This is a genomic window from Aquimarina discodermiae, assembly GCF_040786235.1.
Classification (GTDB): domain Bacteria; phylum Bacteroidota; class Bacteroidia; order Flavobacteriales; family Flavobacteriaceae; genus Aquimarina.
Map to the genome: position 1 here is coordinate 43,053 of NZ_JBFMKP010000020.1, position 21,973 is coordinate 65,025.

The following is a 21,973-nucleotide window of genomic DNA, read 5'->3' on the forward strand; positions in this document are numbered from 1 at the left end:
GAAGTATGACACATGAGTTTAAAGAAATAATAGAGGCATATTCTAATGCCAAACAATTAGGAATGTCTGCTGTTTTGGCAACAGTTGTCGATATAGAAGGTTCTTCATATAGAAGGCCTGGAGTCGGAATGCTTATTCTGGAAAATAATAAGATGATTGGAGCAGTAAGTGGTGGGTGTGTAGAAAAAGAAGTGCTTCGACAGGCGCAATACGTATTTGTATCAGGGAAATCAAGAATGATGACCTATGATGGTAAATATAGATTGGGTTGTGAAGGGTTATTGTATATTTTGATCGAGAAATTTGATATTACGTTTGTTACCATCGATGCTATTAAGGAATATTTGGTTGCAAGAATCCCGTTTCGTATAGAAACTCTATATTCTAAAACGATGGTAGAAGAGATAGGTATGGGATCAATACTGCGTTTTGGAGATGATCAGCAATATTACTTTTCTGAAACCGGTATTCTGGATGATACTTTAGAAAGTTTTGATCGGGACATGCAACCTTGTTTTAGGTTAGTAATTATAGGTACAGAACATGATGCAGAGCAATTATGTAAGTTGGCTGCGGCTACCAAATGGGAAGTTACTATTGTGTGCTCTCCCCAACATACAGCAACACTAGAAGGTTTTCCTGGAGCAAATAAAATTTTGTATAATGCCCCAGAGGACTTAGAAATAGAAGTTATGGATCGCCAAACAGCAATTGTTTTGATGAATCATAATTTTGCAAAAGACTTATTGTATTTACAGGCTCTTAAAAATGCGATACCGATATACATTGGTGTGTTAGGACCAGCAAAGCGCCGAGAAAAATTACTTTCGGGTTTGTTGGACTATTCGACAGATATCACAGAAGAATTTATAGCACTTATTCATGGCCCTGCGGGATTAAATTTGGGAGCAGAAACCCCAGAAGAAATTGCAATTTCTATCATTGCAGAGATCTTATCAGTAATTAGAGAACAGGACCCAATACCTTTACATAAGAAAAAAGGGGCTATACATGACACCCCAAAAAAGAAAGATAAAAATGTCATCATCTATAAAGCCTAAGATAGCACATTTGATCCTGGCAGCAGGAAAGTCTGATAGAATGGGAAGGTGCAAACAATTGTTGCCCTGGAGATCTACCACCTTAATAGGGCACGCTATAGAGCAATCATTACACTTAGATACTGTAAAAACATATGTAATATTAGGAGCGTATTATAACGAAATTTACAATCAGATTAAGGTTTTTCCTGTAGAAATAATTAAGAATAAAGATTGGCAATTAGGGATGGGAACTTCTATTCGAAACGGTATTATAGCACTTCAAAAAGACGAAGAATCATATGATGGAGTTTTAATTTCGCTTGTGGATCAACCATTGATTGATACTAATCATTATGCAGGATTAATTAATAAATATATAAATAGTGATAAAACAATAGTTGCTACAAGTAATAAAGATGGTGTGGGGGTGCCAGTGTTATTGTCTAAAGGCTATTTTAATGAGTTACGGCAGCTTGATTCTGACTATGGAGCACGGCATATTTTAAAGAAGTATACGACAGAGATTTATGAGGTTTCTTTAGAAAACAAAAATATTGACATCGATACTTTTGAAGAATATCAACTATTGATAAAAGACCATTTTGTCTAAGCTTTATTTTTATAAATCATAACCGTATCTTTGTTGCAACATTTGCTTTGTTAAAATATATGAAAGATCAAGAAGAGTTTTATAAAAAACTAAAAGGCCAATTAGAAGAAACGTCAAATTGGCCATCAGCCTACCTATATAAGTTTATAGTTCCTACAAATATTGAGAAAATACAACAGATCGAACAGATTTTTAATAACCTAGGAGCTGTAATAGAAACAAAACAGTCAAAAAATGGTAAGTATACCAGTGTTTCTATAAAGGTTCGAATGAAGGACCCAGATCATGTTATTATCAAATATAAAGAGGTAGCAACAAAGGTTGAAGGAGTAATTTCATTATAGAGATTTGAGTGGCTGCCAAAAAGGTACCTTTATCTTTGTTATCGTTCAAAATTATTTGGTAATAAATAAATTTTCGAATGAGGATAACATACTTGTTTTATTTTAGTATTTTGCGAAACAAATATTAGAATAGCCCAAAATACAAATCAATGATCAGGTCGTAACCTTATAGTAGCGATAGGTTATATGGATGTTACTTGCAAAACAGTCCTTTATAAATTTTCTGACAGCACTTTATAGATTTATTTTTTGACTATATCTACACAATTTTTACATAACTTTTATGGATATTAATAATATAGAATATAATACCGAACGTGAAAAACTGATTATTCCAGAATATGGGCGTCATTTACAAAAAATGATCAGCTATGCAGTTGGTGTTGAAGATAGAGAAGAGCGTAATAAAGTAGCAAAGTCAATTATCGCTGTAATGGGAAATTTACAACCACATTTACGTGATGTTCCCGAGTTTCAGCATAAATTATGGGATCAATTGTTTATTATTAGCGATTTTAAATTAGATGTTGATACTCCTTTTCCGGTACTGACCAAAGAAAAGCTACAGGAAAGACCAGAACCGCTAGAATACCCTCAAAATTTTCCAAAATATCGATTTTATGGAAATAATATAAAGAGAATGATCGATGTTGCCAATGAATGGGAAGAGGGAGAGTTGAAAACAGCACTTACTTATACGATTGCCAATCATATGAAAAAGTGCTACTTAAACTGGAACAAAGATACAGTAGAAGATGCAGCTATTTTTAACCACCTTTATGAATTGAGTGATGGTAGAATAAACCTAAAAGGAAGTAGTGAAGATCTTACAGGTTCGTCAGATTTAATGAGAGGTAAAAAGAAAAAGCAAAGCAATTCTGGAGGTAAAAAGAATTACAGAAATAACAATCGCGGTAAAAAGCGATACTAGATATTACACATAATCATACTTCAATTTTATTAACTACTAACCACTTACTGCTTAATGGGTACTTTTCAAATAGAAGGAGGATATCAACTTAAAGGTGAAATCACGCCTCAAGGTGCAAAAAACGAAGCTTTACAGATACTTTGTGCTGTACTGTTAACCTCAGAAGAAGTTATAATTTCTAACATACCAGATATAAGAGATGTCAACAAATTAATTGATATTTTAAGGAATTTAGGAGTAAAGATTCAAAAATTAGAAAAGGGTAAATACTCTTTTAAAAGTGACGATTTAGATCTTTCATATCTAGAAAGTCAAAAATTTAAAGAAGAGGGTAGTGGACTTAGAGGTTCTATAATGATTGTTGGACCCTTATTAGCACGATTCGGGAAAGGGTATATTCCACGTCCAGGTGGTGATAAAATAGGAAGAAGACGTTTGGATACTCATTTCGAAGGATTTATTAATCTTGGAGCCGAGTTTAGATATAATAAAGAAGAACGGTTTTATGGTGTCGAAGCACCCGAAGGTTTGGTAGGAACCTATATGCTTTTGGATGAAGCATCAGTAACAGGTACCGCAAATATTGTAATGGCAGCCGTATTGGCAAAAGGAACAACTACAATTTATAATGCAGCTTGCGAACCTTACCTACAGCAGTTATGTAAAATGCTGATTTCTATGGGAGCCAAGATTTCTGGCGTAGGATCTAATTTACTAACCATTGAAGGCGTAAGTGTATTACAAGGTTGTGAACATAGAATATTACCAGATATGATAGAGATTGGTTCATGGATTGGATTAGCGGCCATGACCAAAAGCGAAATTACCATTAAAAATGTTAGTTGGGAAAATCTGGGAGTTATACCTAGTACATTTAGAAAACTTGGGATAACTCTCGAAAAAGTAAATGATGACATTTATATTCCTGCTCATGAAAATGGTTATCAGATAGAAAGTTATATAGATGGGTCATTTATGACAATTTCTGATGCACCCTGGCCTGGGTTTACTCCAGATTTATTAAGTATTGTATTAGTGGTAGCAACGCAAGCAAGGGGAGAAGTAATGGTACATCAAAAAATGTTCGAAAGCCGTTTGTTTTTTGTCGATAAATTGATTGATATGGGGGCAAAGATTATTTTATGTGATCCGCACAGGGCAACTATTATTGGTCATAACTTTGCGTCGATATTAAAAGCAACTACCATGGTCTCTCCTGATATTAGAGCAGGGATATCGTTGTTAATAGCGGCATTAAGTGCCAAAGGAACTTCTACAATTCATAATATAGAACAAATTGATCGTGGATATGAAAATATCGATGAGCGTTTAAGAGCAATAGGAGCAAAAATTGTTCGGTTGGATTAAGTAAAGTTTTGTTTCTAGTTATTGTTCTTTAGAAGGGTAGCTGTGTTTGTTTCGATGATTTATGTGGTCTAATAGAGGCTTATGTTTTTTTTGATTATGTTGAAAAACGACTTCTAATAGCTATATTGAAGTGTAGATACCGATATTATAGAAAATCACAAAAATAAATAAGATGAAATTAGGAGCATTTTCGGTAAGCCTTAGTGTTAAGGATCTTACACTTTCAAAGAACTTTTATGAGAACCTTGGATTTAAAGTTTTTGCAGGAGATATGGAAAAAAAATATCTAATCATGAAAAACGAAAATTCATTAATAGGTTTGTTTCAAGGGATGTTTGAAAATAACATTTTAACATTTAATCCTGGTTGGGATACAGATGCTAAACCACTTGATGGTTTTGATGATGTACGTGAGATACAGAAAAACCTAAAAGAAAACGGTGTTAAATTAGTTCAGAAAGCTGATGAAAGTACTTCGGGACCGGCAAGTTTTGTAGTATTGGATCCCGACGGAAATACAATATTAGTAGATCAGCATGTTTAAAAATATATTTTCCTTACAAAAAAAATAGTATTATCCGTTAAGGTTTTCCGTAAGTGATTGCTTAAAAAGTGGTTGTAGATTTGTGAATAATTATTGAGCAAATAGATAGTTGGTAGTGAGTTTATTACTGTATACAAGTAGTATGCAGGTTTATAAAAATAAATCACTACATGAGGTTAAAAATTATATTCACTTTTATTTTCTTAATCGCTAACGCCATTTGGATTTCTGCCCAAACAGATTCTAATTATGTAAAGGTAGAAGGGTATTATCATAGCGACGGAACTTATGTGCAACCACATTATAAAATTATTCCAGATATTGGTACCACCAGTGTCCTTTCTAATTTAGAAAAAATCAATCCGTACGCAGATCAGAAAAGGCACTCCAGGTCGAGTGTAAATCCATTGATCGACACAAATAATCAGGTAGATGTAACTAAGGAAAATGTGAAAATTTGTACCAATTCACAGTGTAAAGAAAAAAGGCTGGTATACAATTCTGGATACATGTATAAGTCTTCGATATATTGTGTAATACATACTCCGCAATGCTCTATCCATAATTGCAAAGAACCAAGATTATTAAATTATTTAGGGCCACAATTTTTAGATTTTTGTAAAGAGCACGCCCATACATGTAAAATTACCAATTGCTATAATATGTCTAGAATTGATGATTCGGGACATAGGGTAGAACAAACAGAGTATTGTGAGCTGCATACCCCAAAATGTAGTAGCCCTTCTTGTTCTAATTTTTCCAAAGTAAATTATTTTGGATCGGGTTATCAAAAATATTGCGAAAATCATAGATATACCTGTAAAGTGGATGATTGCTATAGAATCGCTAGAATAGATACTTCTATAAAGAGAGGAGAGCAAACAAATTATTGTGATTTACATACTCCCGAATGCGCTAATCCTTCTTGCTCCAATTTTGCACAAGTAAATTATTTTGGATCGGGGTATCAGAAATATTGCAGAGGTCATAAATATACCTGTAAAGTGGATAATTGTTATATCAGTGCCCGAGTAGATGATTCTGGTTATAAAAGTGAACAAACCAGTTATTGTAACGTGCATACTCCCAAGTGTAGTAACCCTTCTTGTAACAATCATGCACAGGTAAGTTACTTTGGATCTGGTTATCAAAAATACTGCGCGACTCATAAAAATACTTGTAAAGTGGATGGTTGTTATAATATTGCCCGGATAGATAGTTTTGGAGCAAAAAAACTACAAACGCCTTATTGTTTAGAGCATACACCTATGTGTAATCATCAAAGCTGTGATGAATATTCTAAAATACGATCCTACGGGTCTGCTTATATGAAGTATTGTGGGGTTCATGTAGAGTGAAATTTATTTTGTTTTTTGAAATCTATTGTATTTAAAGATAGGTTCAGAATAAATTTCATAAATAGCGTATATCTACTTGTTTTTATATGTTTTTCAGCTAGTTAAGAAGAATGGTGATTTTCATACTTTTACTCTAAATCATATAAAATAACGTAATCATGTCAACACTTAAGCTTAAAAACGGAACAACAAAAGGTGAAACGGGAAAAGATAGTCTTAAATTTTGTATTTATAATGCAAAGGATGCGGCTCAGATATTTCCGGTAGAAGGAGGGGTAGGGACTATTTCGAACGGAAATACGCTGGATTGGACTAAATCAGCTGGAGATAAATGCAAGAGCTATAGGATTAAATGGTTTAAAGCAGCATTATTTGATGAACTATTAGCTTCTGGAACAGCATCACCAGGAGGTTCCTGCGAAATATATTATGATAATGGATATCATACGCGTCCTATTTCTTAAATACGATTTTTTATAATGTTGAAATTACCATAGGAATAGTGTATGTGAGAAATAACAAAAAACAAAAAAGCCAGACGTAATGTCCGGCTTTTTTGATAACAAATATCTAAAGTTCAATTTCTTTGGTAAAACCTTTAGAAGAAACCTCTACTTATTTAAAAGAGAATCAAACCTTATTGATAGCCTTTTGCTATTCTAATCTATTTTTTTATTGAAAAATCAATGGAGTCCAGATGTAGCTAGGAGATTCTGTTATTTGATAGTAGGAGTGATTTTTTATGAAAATATTGGTTTGATTTCCAAATTCACCCGTACTCCTTAATGTTCCGAAAAACAATTTATTAATAGTTTCGCCTGAAGTTCCAAAATGTTGCCAACCAGAATTCCCTCCATCAGAAACATACCAATCCTTACCATTAGCACTAAATACATCTGTTGTTCCATTGCCATTAAAATCTCCAAATCCAAGCTGTTCAATAGATTTACTTGATGAATTTATTCTTTCCCATCCAGAACTCCCTCCATAAGAAACATACCATCCTTCTAAATTGGCCTTAAAAACATCGGTCTTTCCGTCGTTATTAAAATCACCAAATCTCAATTTGTTTAATGTAATGGTGGTGTTAGAACTTAAAAGATCCCATCCAGAGCTTCCTCCAAAAGAAATATACCAATCTTTACCATTAGCATTAAACACATCGGTTGTGCCGTCCCCGTTAAAATCTCCAAACCCAAGTTGTTCAACCGTTTTGTTAGAAGAGTTGATTTTTTGCCATGCCCAATTTCGGTAATCCGAATAATTGTTTGGTGTAGGTATTTCTGCGATAGACCATTCTCCTACTGATGATCCATCTCTTTTTATAGATTTAAATATTTCCGTTTTTCCATCTCCATCAAAATCACCTAATCGGTATGTCATTAACTCATTATCTTCAAAAGGTAAATAAGTAGTGCTGTTTTGCGAGCTTTCCCAGTTTTTTGACATATATAACCCCTTATAATTACCTGTAGAACCATTCCAATCATAAATATTATTCCAGGCAAAAATATTTTCTTTGTAAGTAATATTTCTATTATGTGCTATTGCATCATTAATATTAGAGTGTTTGAATATATTATCTTCAATAAGACAAATGTAGGTAGGGATTCCTCTAAGTTTTATATTGGGATGATCAGGATCAATATTATCAAAAATATTGTGATGAATATATGTAAATGTTGCTGCAATATGGCTATCTTCACCAGTCCACCCATGATCTTGTCCTCCATGAACATCAACATTGTAAGAATCTCCTGCTCCTTCAAAATAGTTGTACGAAGCTTCATAACCAGAATCTCTAACTCCTGAAGATGCTATATCATGTCTGTTTTTGTAAAACCTATTACCTTTTATCAAAGCAAATCCTTCTCTTCCAACTGCGACTCCATATCCCCATCCATCTCCTCTATTTGAATGAATACTATTATTTAGCACTTCTATTTTATTATATGAGTTTCCTGATACAAGAATTCCTATTTGCGGAAGATTATAAAGTTCGCAATTGTCTATTTTTAAATTATTATACCCATTTGTATCTATTCCTGTTATAGTATCGCTACTAATTTCTCCTGTAGGACCTTTAAACCTAATCCCAGTAATTCTTCCCGCGTTTCCTGAAAATTTAAATATTGTTCTAGCATCTGTTATATTTGTTTTAATTAAAGCACCACAAGAACCATTGTTATTTCCTCTTCCGCTAGCTAAAGTAATACCTGTGGGAATAGAAAATGTTTCACTTTCTATATCAATTATTACATTATCTGATATATATATGATTTTTCCCGCCGAAAGCTCAGGATTATTTAAAGCATTTTTTAATTCTATTAAATCATTTACTATAAAATCTGCAATACTTTCATCAACAATATCATTATATTGATTACCACCCCCAATAGGATTACCGCCCCCAATAGGGTTACCAACGTCATCAACTCCATAATTGAATGAGCAATTGTTACTAATTAATTGTTTTGGTTTTATTTTTTCGTTCTGTAGATCATTGGTTAATTCTTGTTCTAACTCGTCATTGGTGCAACTTGAGCTCATAAGAATAAGTGTTAATAGTAAAGCAAATAAGCTATTTTTCATAGTTTCTTGTTTTTGTTATTCTATAAGGGTTTATGTTTTGGTATTTAAAAATGTTACCACAAAAAAATGATATTTTTCACTAAAAAATACTAAAAACAAAAAAGCCAGACATTACGTCTGGCTTTTCGTGATCGCGACAGGATTCGAACCTGTGACCGTCTGCTTAGAAGGCAGATTATTTTTGATTCTTAATGATGGGTAATGATTTCTAATGTTGTTTAGATGTATTGTTTTTATTGGTATTAAGGCATTTTTTTGTAATATTGAAAAATATTACAGATTTTTGTTTTCGGGCAATTTTCGGGCAATTTTTAAAAATAATAAATGGCAACAGTCAAAATAGTTTTAGATACCAAGAAGAATAATCAACGTAAGGATGGTTCTTTTCCTATTAAAATGAAAGTAGAACATAAGGGTAAACATTTGCCACTTAATTTAAAGAGATATGCTCTTTTAGAGCATTGGAAAAATGGGAAGTTAAATAGTAAATATAAAGGATATAAAAAGGAGAACCTTGATTTACAAAATTATTTAACTCTGGCAGAAAATATGCTAAGTGATTATGAAGTTGAAATACGTACTTGGAGCTGTAAACAATTACGAGATTTTATTGCGGATACAATAGATAAAAGTAAAATTGAAAAAAGAGAAAAGAATCAAAATAAAACCAATACTACCTTTACAACACCAAAAGGAGTAAAAACAATTAAACTTTTCGAGTATGGAGAAGAGTTGATAAAACATTGCGAAGGTTTAAAGTTGTATGGTAGGGCTAAGTCATATAAACAAGCTTTAAGTGCCTTTATAAAATTTACTAATTATGATAAAGAAATAACCTTTGCACAAATTACTTCAAAAGTTTTAGAAGAATGGAAAACTAATATGCGCAATAAACCTATGAAGGATACCTCATATAATGCATATTTAAGAGGTTTAAGAGCAATTATAAATCATGGTATCAAAGACCATAAGTTGCCTAAAGATGGTAATTATGGGTTTCAATATTTTACGGTTGGAACTCCAAAAGAGACGACCAAACGAGCTTTAAATATCGACGTTGTTAAACAATTGTTTACGGTACAATTAGAAAAAGAGACAAGTATTTGGCATACACAGCAGCAAGCTATATTTATGTTTAATACCAATGGAATAAACTTTAGGGATTTAGCATATTTACGAATGAACCAAATCATTGGTGATTTTGAAAGGGTGGTGTATAATAGGGCTAAAACCCACCGTGATTTTGATATTGTTATTGCAGGAAAATCTAAGGATATTTTAAGGTACTATGCAGGCGATAAAAAGGTAAACTCAAATGAATTGATTTTTCCGATACTTCCTGAAAACATAATAGGGCAAGGGAGAAAAGAAGTAACTTTATATGAAAGTAGAAGAAAGGTTTTTAACCAGAATCTTAAGAAAATAGCATCTATTTGCGAGATAGATAAAAATGTAACTTCGTATGTGTTGCGTCATTCTTTTGCGACAGGATTAAAACACTCTGGGGTCGATGAAAATATAATATCAGAGCAAATGGGGCATGATTCAGTAGATACTACAAGAACCTATCTAGCAAATTTTGAAACTGAAAAGAAGGATAGCGTCACGAAGACTATTGCAATATAGATTTTTAAAATCTATTTAACCAAATATGACAATTGAAAAATTAGTATGAATGATCTTGTTTAAGAAAGTAATATCTAAAAAAAGATCTTGACTTTTCAGATTATCTCCGAACCTAATTTTTATATGATAAATACTCATCGAAAATTAAAAAACTAATTTTCGATGAGTATTTATCATATTTTCTATTTTATCAATATATTTTTTTGGTAAATTAAATACAGCATAAAACCCTCCACTTTTAATAGTAACCTTTATTGTTTCGATGGAATTAATTTTATTCAAACCGAAGAGCATCCCATAATTTTGTTCTTCAAAAAAGAAAATTTCAGTCTTATCATTAGAAGCTCCATGCGTGTATCTAGGTCTCACTAAGTAATTAAGATCATTTATTCTTAATTCTATTTCACCTCTACCTTTAACTTCTGCTAAACTATTGATTTTTGTTGTCAATTTAATTTCTAAACTTAAAGGTGATTTTATTTTCTTTTTTCTCTTTATGAAATAGAATAAATCAAAAATTAGTTCTGGAGAGTCAAAATTTGAGTCGACTGGTTTTAGTGGGGCTAAATTGGAATGAAAAAAATCCTTTTCCTGATAGTCGGAAATTATATCTTTTAATACAGTATGAATATAATATAAACCATAAGAATCGCTGAATGTATCAATATGGTCCATTGTATTCAAATCAGAATAATAATATATTGAGTTTTTTTCAAACTTATAGATGAAACCTTTTGAATTTTCCTGAATACCTTTGAATAAAAAATAATCATTGGGTTCTACTTCTTTATAAAAGTTAATTAATTCTTTATCATGGTATAACTTTAATTTTTTATTATCTAATAGCTTTATTGTTGTGTTATATCCTTTAGACAATTGCCGTGTAATTTTTTGTGTTTCTACTTTTGAAAGATTTTTCTGGAGATTTAGATATTGCCTAATATTACTTAGAATATTCATATTTATTCCAGGATCTCTACCAGGGGATTGGCTATAAATACTAGTTGTTATTAATAATATTAGATAAAATATTTTTGAGTTTTTCATTCCAGTTATTTAAGGTTTAATTCAATAATAGTTCAAGAACATATAACTTTAAGTATAAAAAATCGTAGGATAAGAGATATGAAATACGTTTCGAATTAAGATTACGTCAAAAATAAATATTTTGTGTTTATCATTCTTTGTAAATACCAAATTTTATATTTGTTGACATCACAGAAATCATGGGCTTTCGAATGAATATCTAAATTGCTTTATGTTTTATATTTTGTTTTTTAAGATATGTAAGATTAAAAATAAACTGCATCAATTTTAATATTGTATTTAATCGAATGTTTTTTACTTGTAACAAACAGTAACATTTTAAGTTTATAAAACACCTATAAAAAGAGTAATTAAGATTTTAAGATAAGTATAGTAACTGTACCCTCAAAAGTGATTTCCTACCCTTCATTTTTAATCAGTTTTTATATGGGATATACCCAAACCTGATGTTTTCGAGTTTAAAATATAGCTTTTAGGCTCGAAAACGTACTTAAAAATGGGCTTTTTCAAGTGTCATTATGTACCATTGGAATACGTTAACATAATTTTAACCCATCATTTGAAACCATTACGAACCTTTTCAAGCCATAACAGGTTTGATACCGGTTTGGGTATTGACTTTTAATCTTTTTTAGTCAAAATTTACAACAGCTTAAGCCAACGTCAGACTTTGCAAAGTCAATTAAAAACTTAAAAGAGTAATTTAAAAAGTAAATGGAAGGAAAATTTATAGCCTTTGAAACCAAAGCATTTTATAAGCTTATTGAAGAAGTTACCAGTAGGGTAACTAATCAAATGAAACCTAAAAAAGAACCAGAACAAAAGGAATGGGTAACCTCTAAAGAAGCTAAAGAATTATTAGGGATTAAAAGCAATGGTAAACTAAAACAGTTAGTGAGTAACAAATATATCTGTGCATCACAACACGGTAGAACCATTGTTTATAGCCGAAAAAGCATTTTAGAATTTCTGGAAGAAAGTAAAATCTCATAATTGAAGTATCACATGAAAACAAAAATAGAAACACATAGTTTTAAATCCACAACCAAAAAGATTTTGGCTCATGCCTATAATGTTACGGATAAGACATTAAACAAATGGTTATCTCCCCATCAAGAACAAATTGGCGAATATCTTTCACGGTGCTATACGCCCAGACAAATAGAAACCATTGTTTCTATTTTGGGAATGCCAGAACGTTCAAATTTAATTTGTGTCTAAAAATCACCATGATATTTCTTTAGACTTCGAACGGGCAGTTCATCAGATGCAAAAAGATTTACAGTATTTAGTAGATAAGGGCAATGTAAGTAAAGGGTTTGTAAAAAAACAAAATCACATACTTAAAGCCCTTATTTATTATTACAATCATACCCAAGAACAGATTCTATTTTTTAAATCAGAGCTTATCGATACCCAAAAAGCCAATGGCTTGTATCGGGAGAAATTAGAGAACCGTATTATACAATTTGAAGCCATTTGTATTATGCACGGTATTATCGATTTCCCTCGTTTTATCGCTTTACCTCAATTTGTTTTAATTGATTGGGCTAAGCGTCTGAACAAAGAAAATAGGTTCTTGTATTCAGATATGCAAATAGACTTTTTTAAAGAACTGCCCACAGATAAGGGCAAATTGCTTGAAGATATCTTGTTTAAAAATGTACATGACGAAATTAATACCCTACTCAAAGGAGTAAAGAACAACAAAATACTAAAAGATGGCATTAGAATATAAAGAAATTGGTGGCGATGATGAATCCAACAACCAACAAGAAAATAATAACTATTCGATAGAAGATGTAAGCAGAGAAAATAAACCTAAAACTTCCCAAAATAACGAGAATGTAATTACGGCTATTCAGAGGTATTTAAAAAAGAACTACGATATAAGATTTAATCTGCTAACCCTCACACTAGAGTTTAAAAAAATCGAAGATGAGAAGTTTGAAACTTTAGATGATAGGGCACTTAATACCATTTGGATAAACTTACAATTAGAAGGTATTAAGTGTTCTGACAAAACTCTTGATAAAATAATGAGGTCGGAATATACCAAATCATACCACCCTCTTAGAAATTACTTTGAAAAATTAGCCCCACATGATGGCAACGATTATATAGGAGCATTAGCAAAAACCATAGAAATTACTGATTTATCAGCAGACGATTTGCTACTAAAAGAATTGTGGCGCACCTATTTAGAAAAATGGTTAGTGGCAAGCGTGGCAAACTGTTTAAGAAGAGGAACGAACCACACTTGCCTTATCCTGGTCGGAGGGCAAGGAAGTGGTAAAACAACATGGCTCAATAAACTTTGTCCTATAGGAATGGAGGACTTTGCCGTTTGTGGGCATATTAACCCCTCTATGACCGATAATAGAACTGTTAATTTACTTGCCGAAAAATGGTTAGTTAATATTGATGACCAATTAGAGAATATCTTTTTTAAAGATTTCAATTCTTTAAAGGCTATTATTACTGCCCCTAATGTGACCAATAGGAAAGCTTTTGCCAGATTAACCAAAACAAGGGCAAGGGTATGCTCTTTTATGGGGTCGGTCAACAATCCACAGTTTTTAACCGATACCTCAAACCGTAGGTACTTGGTATTTTCTACGGAGAACATAAATTTTAAACATACTATTGATATGCATAAGGTTTGGGCGCAAGCATTACACTTACTAAATCAAGGGTATGCGTATTGGTTTTCTCATCAAGAAATCGAACAACTCAATAAAATGAATGAGCATTTTCAAACAACAACCATAGAACAGGAATGGTTAGCAAAGATTTATGAACCTTGCGAACCTACCTCTAAAAAAGCCATGTTTTTAATGTCTTCTGAAATCTTATCTACCCTATGCGCTTTTTCAGGATTAAAATTGAATCATAAAAAACTATCACAAGCTTTTGAAAAATTAGGATATGGCACACCTATTTCAAAACGTATCGATGGCAGAAGCCCCAGAAAGGTATATAGTGTTTGTAGGGTGTCAGATGAAGAGGAAAATAAATTTCAAAGGGACAGCAGAAAAGAGAGCCGTAAAGACAGTTTAAAAAAGAAAGAAGAGCCTAAACCTTCTGACAAGGATAAGGATTCAGAGACTAATGATGACCCGGACTTATTTACAGATCAAAATTAGCACCTTCTTTTACTTTTATTTCACAAAGCCGATAGTTTCCTTATCGGCTTATTTTTTTAGCATTACAAGCTTTTAAAATCATTTTTAGTAATCAACCCTATTGCTAACTACAATTCTAATAGAAAATATACGAAAGCTACATTTTTCAAAAAAGCTGGAAAAGTACAAACTACGCTACTACCTAACTACCTAAGATTTTCAAAACCTCTCCATCCCCTATTAATACTATGTATAATATATTATTATATATATATAATATAAAGTATATATATAAGTAAAACGTAGTTTTAGTGTAGTTGTATTTTCTGAAAATTGCCATTAAAAAAATCCGGTAGTAGCGTAGTAGTGTTGTTTTGACGTTTTAAACTTTTCAATTTTACTTTTTAAAAAGTGTTTTTATTGACTGGAAGTAGTCTAACTCAAACACGATACCCCCTAATTTTATGCTATTTATATACTTTATCGAGCAGAAAACTGTCAAAACACTTACAAAATATTTAAAATTAATACTTTATAAAATTTAGTGTTTTTTTATGATTTCCTACAAAAGGAATTTTAAATATCGATTGTATTTTAGCTATTAAAATAGGGTGACCATATTTTCTGAATATCGAAAATATAGTTACTAACAAGGCAAAAGAGGCATTCGTCATAACCGAAAAAGATTGATAGAAAAATTATTTACAAATTGGGAACTTGATACTTGGGCAAATGTTCTTGAAATAGTTGGTTTCGGAATAACGGTAATTTCGTTGATTGTTGCTCTTTTTGTGAAATCTGAACTAACAAGGCTTAAACTTAGTTACATTTTTGACAATCGTATAAAAGAACATTCAAAATCGCTTAAAAAAACTGCATCTGCTCTAAATCGACTCTACGACGAATATGACACAAATCGTGATTTAATAAAAGCTGAATTGAGAGTTTGTTTATCTGAACTACAAGATTTGAAATCGAAACTAGGATTTTGGGAAAGTCTAAAAAGCAGGTTTCTTATTTACTTTATCAAACGTAGATTAACGAAGCCCTTTGAAAAAAAAGAACAGAATGAAAACTATCTTTTGGGCTTTTTAACTAAACATCCAAAACGGATTTATAAAACTACTTATGATGACAATTGGCTAATCTATTCCAAACTCTATGGGGTAATACGTCAAATCGAAAATATTAAAAGAAACAAAGACAAATCATTATCAGCATGAGTGGACAATCATTAAAAACAATATTAAAGTTAAACGACTTAACCAAATCTGGCGATATAGAATGGTCAACTTGGAGAACTACGATTGATTCTTTGACAGGTTTAGAAAGATTACTTGGAAATTCATATGTCTCAAAGGTTAAAGAAAAAAACATAAGAATATATAAATACGAAAGCCGTCATTACTACGATGAAGAAGAATTTGATTGGGTTACACATTATAGATTGGAATTTATTGATGACACGGGAAAGGCGAGTTGGGAATTCCCAGAAGAACTAGCCTTGGCGGATTTATATGGATCAATACAATATCGACAATCAGGCGCTTCAGAATTTTTCGAGGATTTTCTAGCTGACTAGTAAAGCATAGTTACTAACAAAATCATATATGAAATCAGAGCAAATTTTAGTACCAGATCAAAAGGTCATTTCCTTTTTGCAATGGCGCTAAACTTTTATATGCTTAATAAGAAATAGAAATGCGCTGATAGATCAATTGGTTCAGGCATACTTGTCTTGCTCCAATTCATATATTTGGCGTTGAGTGTCATTAAACCTTGCTAAATAATCTTTCCGAAGAATTATTTTACAGAATTAAAACAAAAAAATAAATGAATGAATGTAATTGAAGATGATGGTAGTTTTAAATCAGTAAGAAAAAATTTTTTAGCTATTAATATTTTAGTTTTCTTTTTATTTCTTACTAAGCCAGACATAGAGAATATTAAACTTTTAAATATTTCTATTAATATTAGTGGTTCTCAATTTTATACTGTAATATGGATTGGGTATTTCTATTATGCTATTAGATTCTTTCAAGAAATGAGAATAGAATGGAAAGAGTTCGTTTTCGGATATCGACGTTTTTATTTGGAGGAAAACAAGCAAAGGATTTACAATGAAATTGAATTTTCAATAAAGAAAATATGTGCAAGGGTATCAAGTGGTACTATTGAAAATTTTCAAGTTATGGACAAGGCTATTTTGCTTGAGAACAATGTTGAAGTTAAAACAGGAGAAAATAATATTGTCACGTCAATGTGGACTATTTCGTACCGTATCGATCGAGAACAAATAATTTTACTTGATCTAAATCATGATATAGTAAAAAAGAAAAAAATCATAGAAGCTATAGTTAAACACTTTGATGACCTGATGTTGACAAAGATTGCTTTTATGCAAAAAGATTTATTTGCTTCAAAAAATAAACAAAAAATTATGTTTATTAAAGTTTCGAATTTTATAGGTTTTGTTATCAAGAATAAACTCTTTCTTTACGCAATACTCCCTATTATACTTTCAATAATTATATTTCTATATGCTTTTTTTAATAGCAATTGGTGGGTTGAACTATATAATTTGTTGACAGTGATTTAAAGATGAAAGAAGTAACGAATATGAAAACCAATTAACAATGAAATTTGCAAACTGGATTAAACAAAATTCATTTTTGTTAATCATTTCGATTTTATCAATATTGATCTTTTTGATTTTTGTTTATTATTCAAATAATTCGATCAAAGGATTAAACACAATATCCTCTATTTTTATGCTTTTTATATACTTTAACATGCAGAGAACAGTCTAAATAAGGCTTATTTTAATCAATGCTTAGAAAAAGAAAAATGTTTAGAAAAAGAAAATTACTTTTTCAACCTAAACCAAAGCATTGTTAGTATGATTATAATGTAGATACAAATAAAAACTATTGAGATTCTTTCTTTTCGACTTAGCTTATGTTTTCTATGTAATACACGTAAGATAAATGTTCCCAATAACACTCCTAACAAACCAATAGAAACCTTGTTTAGGTTTACACTTTCCAAAATGGTAAAAACTAAAATGGATACAGTGAGCATGTTAATGAACCATATAAAATAAATATCTTGATCACGTAACCTCTTTTTTATATGATGAATATAGAAAGTTGCAATAAGTACAATAGTGGTTATGAATACAGGGATTCCCATTTAAAAATTATTATTAATATGGCTATAAATGGGATAATTTTAATTGAAGTTATAAATTTTCCTACAAGTTTGCAAAGGATATAAGATTATATCAGGAAAAGCAACACCTTTTTGGAAAGAAAACCATAATTTTTAGCTTTAACATTCTTCGTCCCTCACTTTATACCCGATATTCACACTTTCAGGAAACCACTATCTATATAGGTCACATCTTTGACCTATGAAAAAGGTCACATTTCTTTTCTTTTTTTTAGTTGTTTTCATTGCAAGCGTTAAGGGGTGGCGTGTCTATAGAAAGGTGCGCCATGCCAAACGCCTAAAAATAGGAGTTCAGAAATTCCACATACTTAATTTTTCCTTTACCCCTATTAGTAACATCGTCCTGTCTTTGGGTAATTTTAGTAGCAGTACTTTTATGATTTCCCAGATAAAAGTAAATGCTTATACCCGAGACGGGCAGTTACTAGCCGAACAGATCGCACCCTTAGCAAATCCTTTTACACTTGCCCCTAATCAAAATAGTACACTTCCTTTATCTTTTAGGATCAATGCTGCTAATGTGATTAGCTCTTTACGATCTATAGGAGGACTTACAAGCGTTGCAGCGAATTACCTCACTTCGGGTAAGTATGGATTACCCATCATATTACAAGGCTTTGTAGAAGTTGAAAATACCCAAATCCCCATTAACGAACCTATTACTATTTAGTATATGAAAGAAACCTATTTTTTAATTTTTTCGGTATTGTTTAGTGGCATAATTGCTATGCTTGGCTACTTCTTACGTACCGTACATACCGAGTTTAAAATCTTATTAAAAGAGCTTACCGAATACACTCAAGAATTACGTACTCTTATTAGTGGTATTCAGGTACAAATCGATAAAGGTATCGAAACCGATATCATAGAACTTAAAACCGATATAAAAGAACTGTACAGCAAAGTAAATGTACAATCTTCTCAACTCTCCAAATTACATAACCAATACCGTCGAGACTCATGAATTATCCAGATGAAACATACAACAGTATCGGAAAAATCGAAGATGCCGGAAAAGTGGTACAAGGTGGCGGTATTGACAGGTATTGGGATCGTCAAGGCATCAGTCTGGATTTTAAAAAACTGTTCAACGACCGAATATCAAACGATTGGCTTTTTGATAGCGAACTGGCATTAAAAGAGTTTAACCTACGTAGCATCGAGTTTGGTAACTGGATGAGCCAACAGGACAGAGCCAATTTTTTATATGCTTCTGCCTTGTCTTTACATCATTTAGCCTTGCTCTATGATTTAAAACATGTTCAAATTGGATTGAATGGAAAGCTATCACTGGCATTAGGCGCAAGAGGTACAGGAAATGCCAAAGCACATTATGAGCCTTTATCGCGTTCGGTAATTAATTTGACCAAAACTAAAGGGATAGGTTCACTAGCCCATGAGTTTGCTCATGCTCTGGATAACCTCATTTCCTTTCATACCGGACAGAAAAAACAACCTTTTGTTTCTGGTGGAGATACCACCCGTAAAGGATATAACGAGTATATCGCCAAACATGGTAATTATTTTGAAAAGCAATTCGAAGAGCTGTTTAATATCCTGTATTACAATAAGAATGGTGATGAAACTACTTTTTTACAACATATAAAAAAAGAAACCGATTACTGGAATCAACGTAACGAAGTATTCGCCAGAACCTTTGAAGTGTATACCCATTATAAGCTAGACGAGCAGGGTATTAAAAACCAATTTTTGGTAAAACCTTCTTACAAAGGAAAAGTATATCCAGATATCAAACTGGTTTTAGAAGCTTCACGACACCTAGATAATATCATTAAACGAGGATTTAACCTGTTAAAGAGAAGCAAACCGTTAAGTGGTATTGTTACGGTTTCCGGTTATGAAGGTTTTAGAAAGACCCTCAAAAAAAATGCGGGTCTAAACGATACTTTAGAAAATATGCAACGTATTGCCCGTAGGGATGCCCCACAGGTAAAAGCGTTGGCAGAATCTCTACAGGGGGATACCGTTGCAGCAACGGCAGAAAACATCTGGAATTATTTACGTGAAAATACCCGTTACAAACTAGATCAAAATGGTATAGAAGAACTTAGAACCCCCGCCCGTAGTTTGGTCGATGGTAACAAGGGACTGACAGATCCTAATTTCGGGATTGATTGTGACGATTATACCATCCTTATTTCTGCTATGCTTTTAAACCTTGGTATCAGACATGAATACCGAGTAACGGCATATAAGCAAAAAGGCAAGTTTGGACACATCTATCCCGTTGCTTTTGATGCATCGGGCAATGCTTTTGTCCTCGATGTTGTCCCAGAGATTCCCCATTTCAACTATGAAGCCCAACCTATTATTGACTTAAAAACCATCCCTATGGAATTACACGAATTATCGGGTGTTGATACGGCTATCAATTCCCTTATCGAAGAAGAACACCAAGCCATACAAGACGAATTAAACCAACCTTTTGAACTATCGGGTTTTGATGAGGATACCGAAGAAGCTCCCAACTTTATGGGGTCTTTTTTACATGGTTTTGGTGAAGTGGCTACCGAAGAAGAAGCCGAAATTGTGTTAAACGGTACAAATGATGTTCTGGCACTTATAGAACGTGGTTTTTTAGCCGAATTACAAAAAGCAAAACTAGGCTTGTTAAGAGAGCAAAAGAATGTAACAATTTATAGTAAAACGCTAAATATCCCTAGAGAATTAGCATTGCTAACTACTATTATACAGAAATGGCGTAATGCTACCGCCAGAGATGCAGCCCTACAAGAAGCTATTCACTCAGGGAGTAGTTATATCAATTTTTATAAAGCCATACAATACGGTTTATCGCAGTTAGATGATGAGAGTTTACAAGGTTTTGACGATCAGCCTTTGGACGAGCCAATTTATATTGGTAGAATAGATGATTTTGATGTAGATGAAGATTTTGAGGACGATCAAGATGAAACCTCAGAAGTTTTTGAGCTAGGAGAATTAGACGGTCGTAGCCGTAGAAGAAGGAGAAGGGCAAGACGTAGAGCTAGACGCAAACGCAGAGGTGGCTTTTTTAAGAGGATCGGAAGAGGACTTAGAAAGGTTGCTAAAAAAGCATGGAAAGGCATTAAGAAGCTCCCCAAAAAAGTAGGTAAAGGATTAAAAAAGGCGTGGAAATTTATTAAAACCATCAACCCTTTAACTGTAGCAGCCAGAGCAGCCATACGATTAGTACTAAGCACCAATTTATTTAAAATAGCTTCCCGTTTAATCTACGGATACCTTACCGAAGCACAGGCAAAACAAAAAGGCTTAGACCTTAATGAATGGCGTAAGATTGTACGTGCCAAAGACAGAGCCGAGAAGTTCTATACCCGATTGGGCGGAAAAGCCAAATACGTAAGACGCTCTATTGTGAAGGGACGTGCTGCAAAAAAGACAGGATTACGATTAGGAGCAGTAGCCAGTACTACCACTGCCACGGCAGCGGCAAGTCCTTTTATCCTGTTTATGAAAAAGATACTGAAGTTTATCAATCCTGCTAGATTGTTTAAAAAGATCAAGGATAAGATAAAAGGCAAGAAAAACAACCAAGGGGTTAGTGTTCCACAAACAATGCCTAGTACTTCAACACCAACTACGATGCCGGTAGTCCCTACCCATCACAATACGATGCATACTGACACTTTTGTACAACCCCCATCCTTTAACCCAACTACAAATTCTTCTTTTATACCCCAACAACATATGATACCACAAAACCCATCTGGAATCCCAACCGCTAACCTAAGTTTTAAAGATAAAGCCATCGCCTTTTTTAAAAGACATAAAAAGAAATTCATCATAGGTGGTATCTCTGGTATCATCATCATTGTAGGAGTAGTGATGTATCAAAAGCAACAAAAGAAAAAGAAACGTTCGCTTGCTGGGGTTAAAGCTGCTAGAACTAGAGCCCGAAATCGCAAACGTGCTTTAGGAGCTGCCCCAAAGCGAACGACGACCAGACGAATTTCTAGAAGCAAACCCAAAACCTTGGCGATTGGGTCTGCCAGTTTAGGGCGTGCAAAAACAAGAAAGCGTAGCAATACTAACCGTTTAAAACAAATGCATGCCAAAGCCAAACAATTGCAGAAAAAACACCCAAAAACCAAATACAGCACCTTACTTAAAAGGGCTTCAAAAATGATATAATG

Annotated in this window: 21 protein-coding genes; 19 read left to right on the forward strand and 2 right to left on the reverse strand. The window is 32.7% G+C overall.

Going from position 1 to position 21,973, the window contains the following annotated elements:
* Positions 1-5 precede the first annotated feature (5 nt).
* The 8 genes from ABW636_RS14005 (at position 6) to ABW636_RS14040 (ending at position 6,662) form a co-directional block, all read left to right on the forward strand.
* Positions 6-1,061: an XdhC family protein gene (locus tag ABW636_RS14005; protein ID WP_367590684.1), complete on the forward strand. Its 1,056-nt coding sequence runs from the start codon at positions 6-8 to the stop codon at positions 1,059-1,061.
* Positions 1,039-1,653, forward strand: a complete 615-nt coding sequence (locus ABW636_RS14010) for a nucleotidyltransferase family protein (protein WP_367590685.1) — start codon at positions 1,039-1,041, stop codon at positions 1,651-1,653. Before ABW636_RS14005 ends, ABW636_RS14010 begins: the two co-directional genes overlap by 23 nt.
* A gap of 59 nt (positions 1,654-1,712) precedes the next feature.
* Complete coding sequence (locus tag ABW636_RS14015; RefSeq protein WP_367590686.1) at positions 1,713-1,997, forward strand: DUF493 family protein; 285 nt, start codon at positions 1,713-1,715, stop codon at positions 1,995-1,997.
* A gap of 283 nt (positions 1,998-2,280) precedes the next feature.
* The gene (locus ABW636_RS14020) at positions 2,281-2,928 is read left to right on the forward strand and encodes a DUF4290 domain-containing protein (protein WP_367590687.1); all 648 of its coding nucleotides are present in this window, start codon (positions 2,281-2,283) and stop codon (positions 2,926-2,928) included.
* A gap of 54 nt (positions 2,929-2,982) precedes the next feature.
* A complete protein-coding gene (gene murA, locus ABW636_RS14025; RefSeq protein ID WP_367590688.1) occupies positions 2,983-4,296 on the forward strand; it encodes a UDP-N-acetylglucosamine 1-carboxyvinyltransferase in 1,314 nt (437 codons plus the stop codon).
* 172 nt (positions 4,297-4,468) lie between these two features.
* Entirely contained in the window at positions 4,469-4,840 is a 372-nt protein-coding gene (locus ABW636_RS14030) for a VOC family protein (RefSeq protein WP_367590689.1), read from the forward strand.
* A gap of 170 nt (positions 4,841-5,010) precedes the next feature.
* Entirely contained in the window at positions 5,011-6,198 is a 1,188-nt protein-coding gene (locus ABW636_RS14035) for a hypothetical protein (RefSeq protein ID WP_367590691.1), read from the forward strand.
* Positions 6,199-6,356: 158 nt separating this feature from the next.
* Positions 6,357-6,662, forward strand: coding sequence for a hypothetical protein (locus tag ABW636_RS14040; RefSeq protein ID WP_367590692.1), 306 nt, complete (start codon positions 6,357-6,359; stop codon positions 6,660-6,662).
* A gap of 208 nt (positions 6,663-6,870) precedes the next feature.
* Here ABW636_RS14040 and ABW636_RS14045 read toward each other — a convergent pair whose 3' ends face one another.
* Entirely contained in the window at positions 6,871-8,790 is a 1,920-nt protein-coding gene (locus ABW636_RS14045) for an FG-GAP-like repeat-containing protein (protein ID WP_367590693.1), read from the reverse strand.
* A gap of 324 nt (positions 8,791-9,114) precedes the next feature.
* Between ABW636_RS14045 and ABW636_RS14050 the strand changes: the two genes are divergently transcribed.
* The gene (locus tag ABW636_RS14050; protein ID WP_367590694.1) at positions 9,115-10,416 is read left to right on the forward strand and encodes a tyrosine-type recombinase/integrase; all 1,302 of its coding nucleotides are present in this window, start codon (positions 9,115-9,117) and stop codon (positions 10,414-10,416) included.
* A gap of 144 nt (positions 10,417-10,560) precedes the next feature.
* On the opposite strand, the gene ABW636_RS14055 is transcribed toward ABW636_RS14050, so the two are convergent.
* Positions 10,561-11,463, reverse strand: a complete 903-nt coding sequence (locus tag ABW636_RS14055; protein WP_367590696.1) for a hypothetical protein — start codon at positions 11,461-11,463, stop codon at positions 10,561-10,563.
* A 714-nt stretch (positions 11,464-12,177) separates the two neighbouring features.
* On the opposite strand from ABW636_RS14055, the gene ABW636_RS14060 reads away from it, so the two are divergent.
* The 10 genes from ABW636_RS14060 to ABW636_RS14105 all read left to right on the forward strand — a co-directional run bounded on the left by ABW636_RS14060 (position 12,178) and on the right by ABW636_RS14105 (position 21,971).
* Complete coding sequence (locus tag ABW636_RS14060; RefSeq protein WP_367590697.1) at positions 12,178-12,456, forward strand: helix-turn-helix domain-containing protein; 279 nt, start codon at positions 12,178-12,180, stop codon at positions 12,454-12,456.
* 12 nt (positions 12,457-12,468) lie between these two features.
* Entirely contained in the window at positions 12,469-12,684 is a 216-nt protein-coding gene (locus tag ABW636_RS14065; RefSeq protein WP_367590698.1) for a hypothetical protein, read from the forward strand.
* Positions 12,677-13,201, forward strand: a complete 525-nt coding sequence (locus tag ABW636_RS14070) for a hypothetical protein (RefSeq protein WP_367590699.1) — start codon at positions 12,677-12,679, stop codon at positions 13,199-13,201. The genes ABW636_RS14065 and ABW636_RS14070 overlap by 8 nt, the downstream gene beginning before the upstream one ends.
* A complete protein-coding gene (locus tag ABW636_RS14075) occupies positions 13,185-14,609 on the forward strand; it encodes a VapE domain-containing protein (RefSeq protein WP_367590700.1) in 1,425 nt (474 codons plus the stop codon). The genes ABW636_RS14070 and ABW636_RS14075 overlap by 17 nt, the downstream gene beginning before the upstream one ends.
* A 665-nt stretch (positions 14,610-15,274) precedes the next feature.
* Positions 15,275-15,811 (forward strand): hypothetical protein, encoded by a 537-nt coding sequence (locus tag ABW636_RS14080; protein WP_367590701.1) that lies wholly within the window; start codon positions 15,275-15,277, stop codon positions 15,809-15,811.
* Complete coding sequence (locus tag ABW636_RS14085) at positions 15,808-16,170, forward strand: hypothetical protein (protein ID WP_367590702.1); 363 nt, start codon at positions 15,808-15,810, stop codon at positions 16,168-16,170. The genes ABW636_RS14080 and ABW636_RS14085 overlap by 4 nt, the downstream gene beginning before the upstream one ends.
* Positions 16,171-16,425: 255 nt before the next feature.
* Entirely contained in the window at positions 16,426-17,187 is a 762-nt protein-coding gene (locus ABW636_RS14090) for a hypothetical protein (RefSeq protein WP_367590703.1), read from the forward strand.
* An 813-nt stretch (positions 17,188-18,000) separates the two neighbouring features.
* Positions 18,001-18,489, forward strand: a complete 489-nt coding sequence (locus tag ABW636_RS14095; RefSeq protein ID WP_367590704.1) for a hypothetical protein — start codon at positions 18,001-18,003, stop codon at positions 18,487-18,489.
* A gap of 3 nt (positions 18,490-18,492) precedes the next feature.
* Positions 18,493-18,783, forward strand: coding sequence for a hypothetical protein (locus tag ABW636_RS14100; protein ID WP_367590705.1), 291 nt, complete (start codon positions 18,493-18,495; stop codon positions 18,781-18,783).
* Positions 18,780-21,971: an LPD1 domain-containing protein gene (locus ABW636_RS14105; RefSeq protein WP_367590706.1), complete on the forward strand. Its 3,192-nt coding sequence runs from the start codon at positions 18,780-18,782 to the stop codon at positions 21,969-21,971. The genes ABW636_RS14100 and ABW636_RS14105 overlap by 4 nt, the downstream gene beginning before the upstream one ends.
* Positions 21,972-21,973 lie beyond the last annotated feature (2 nt).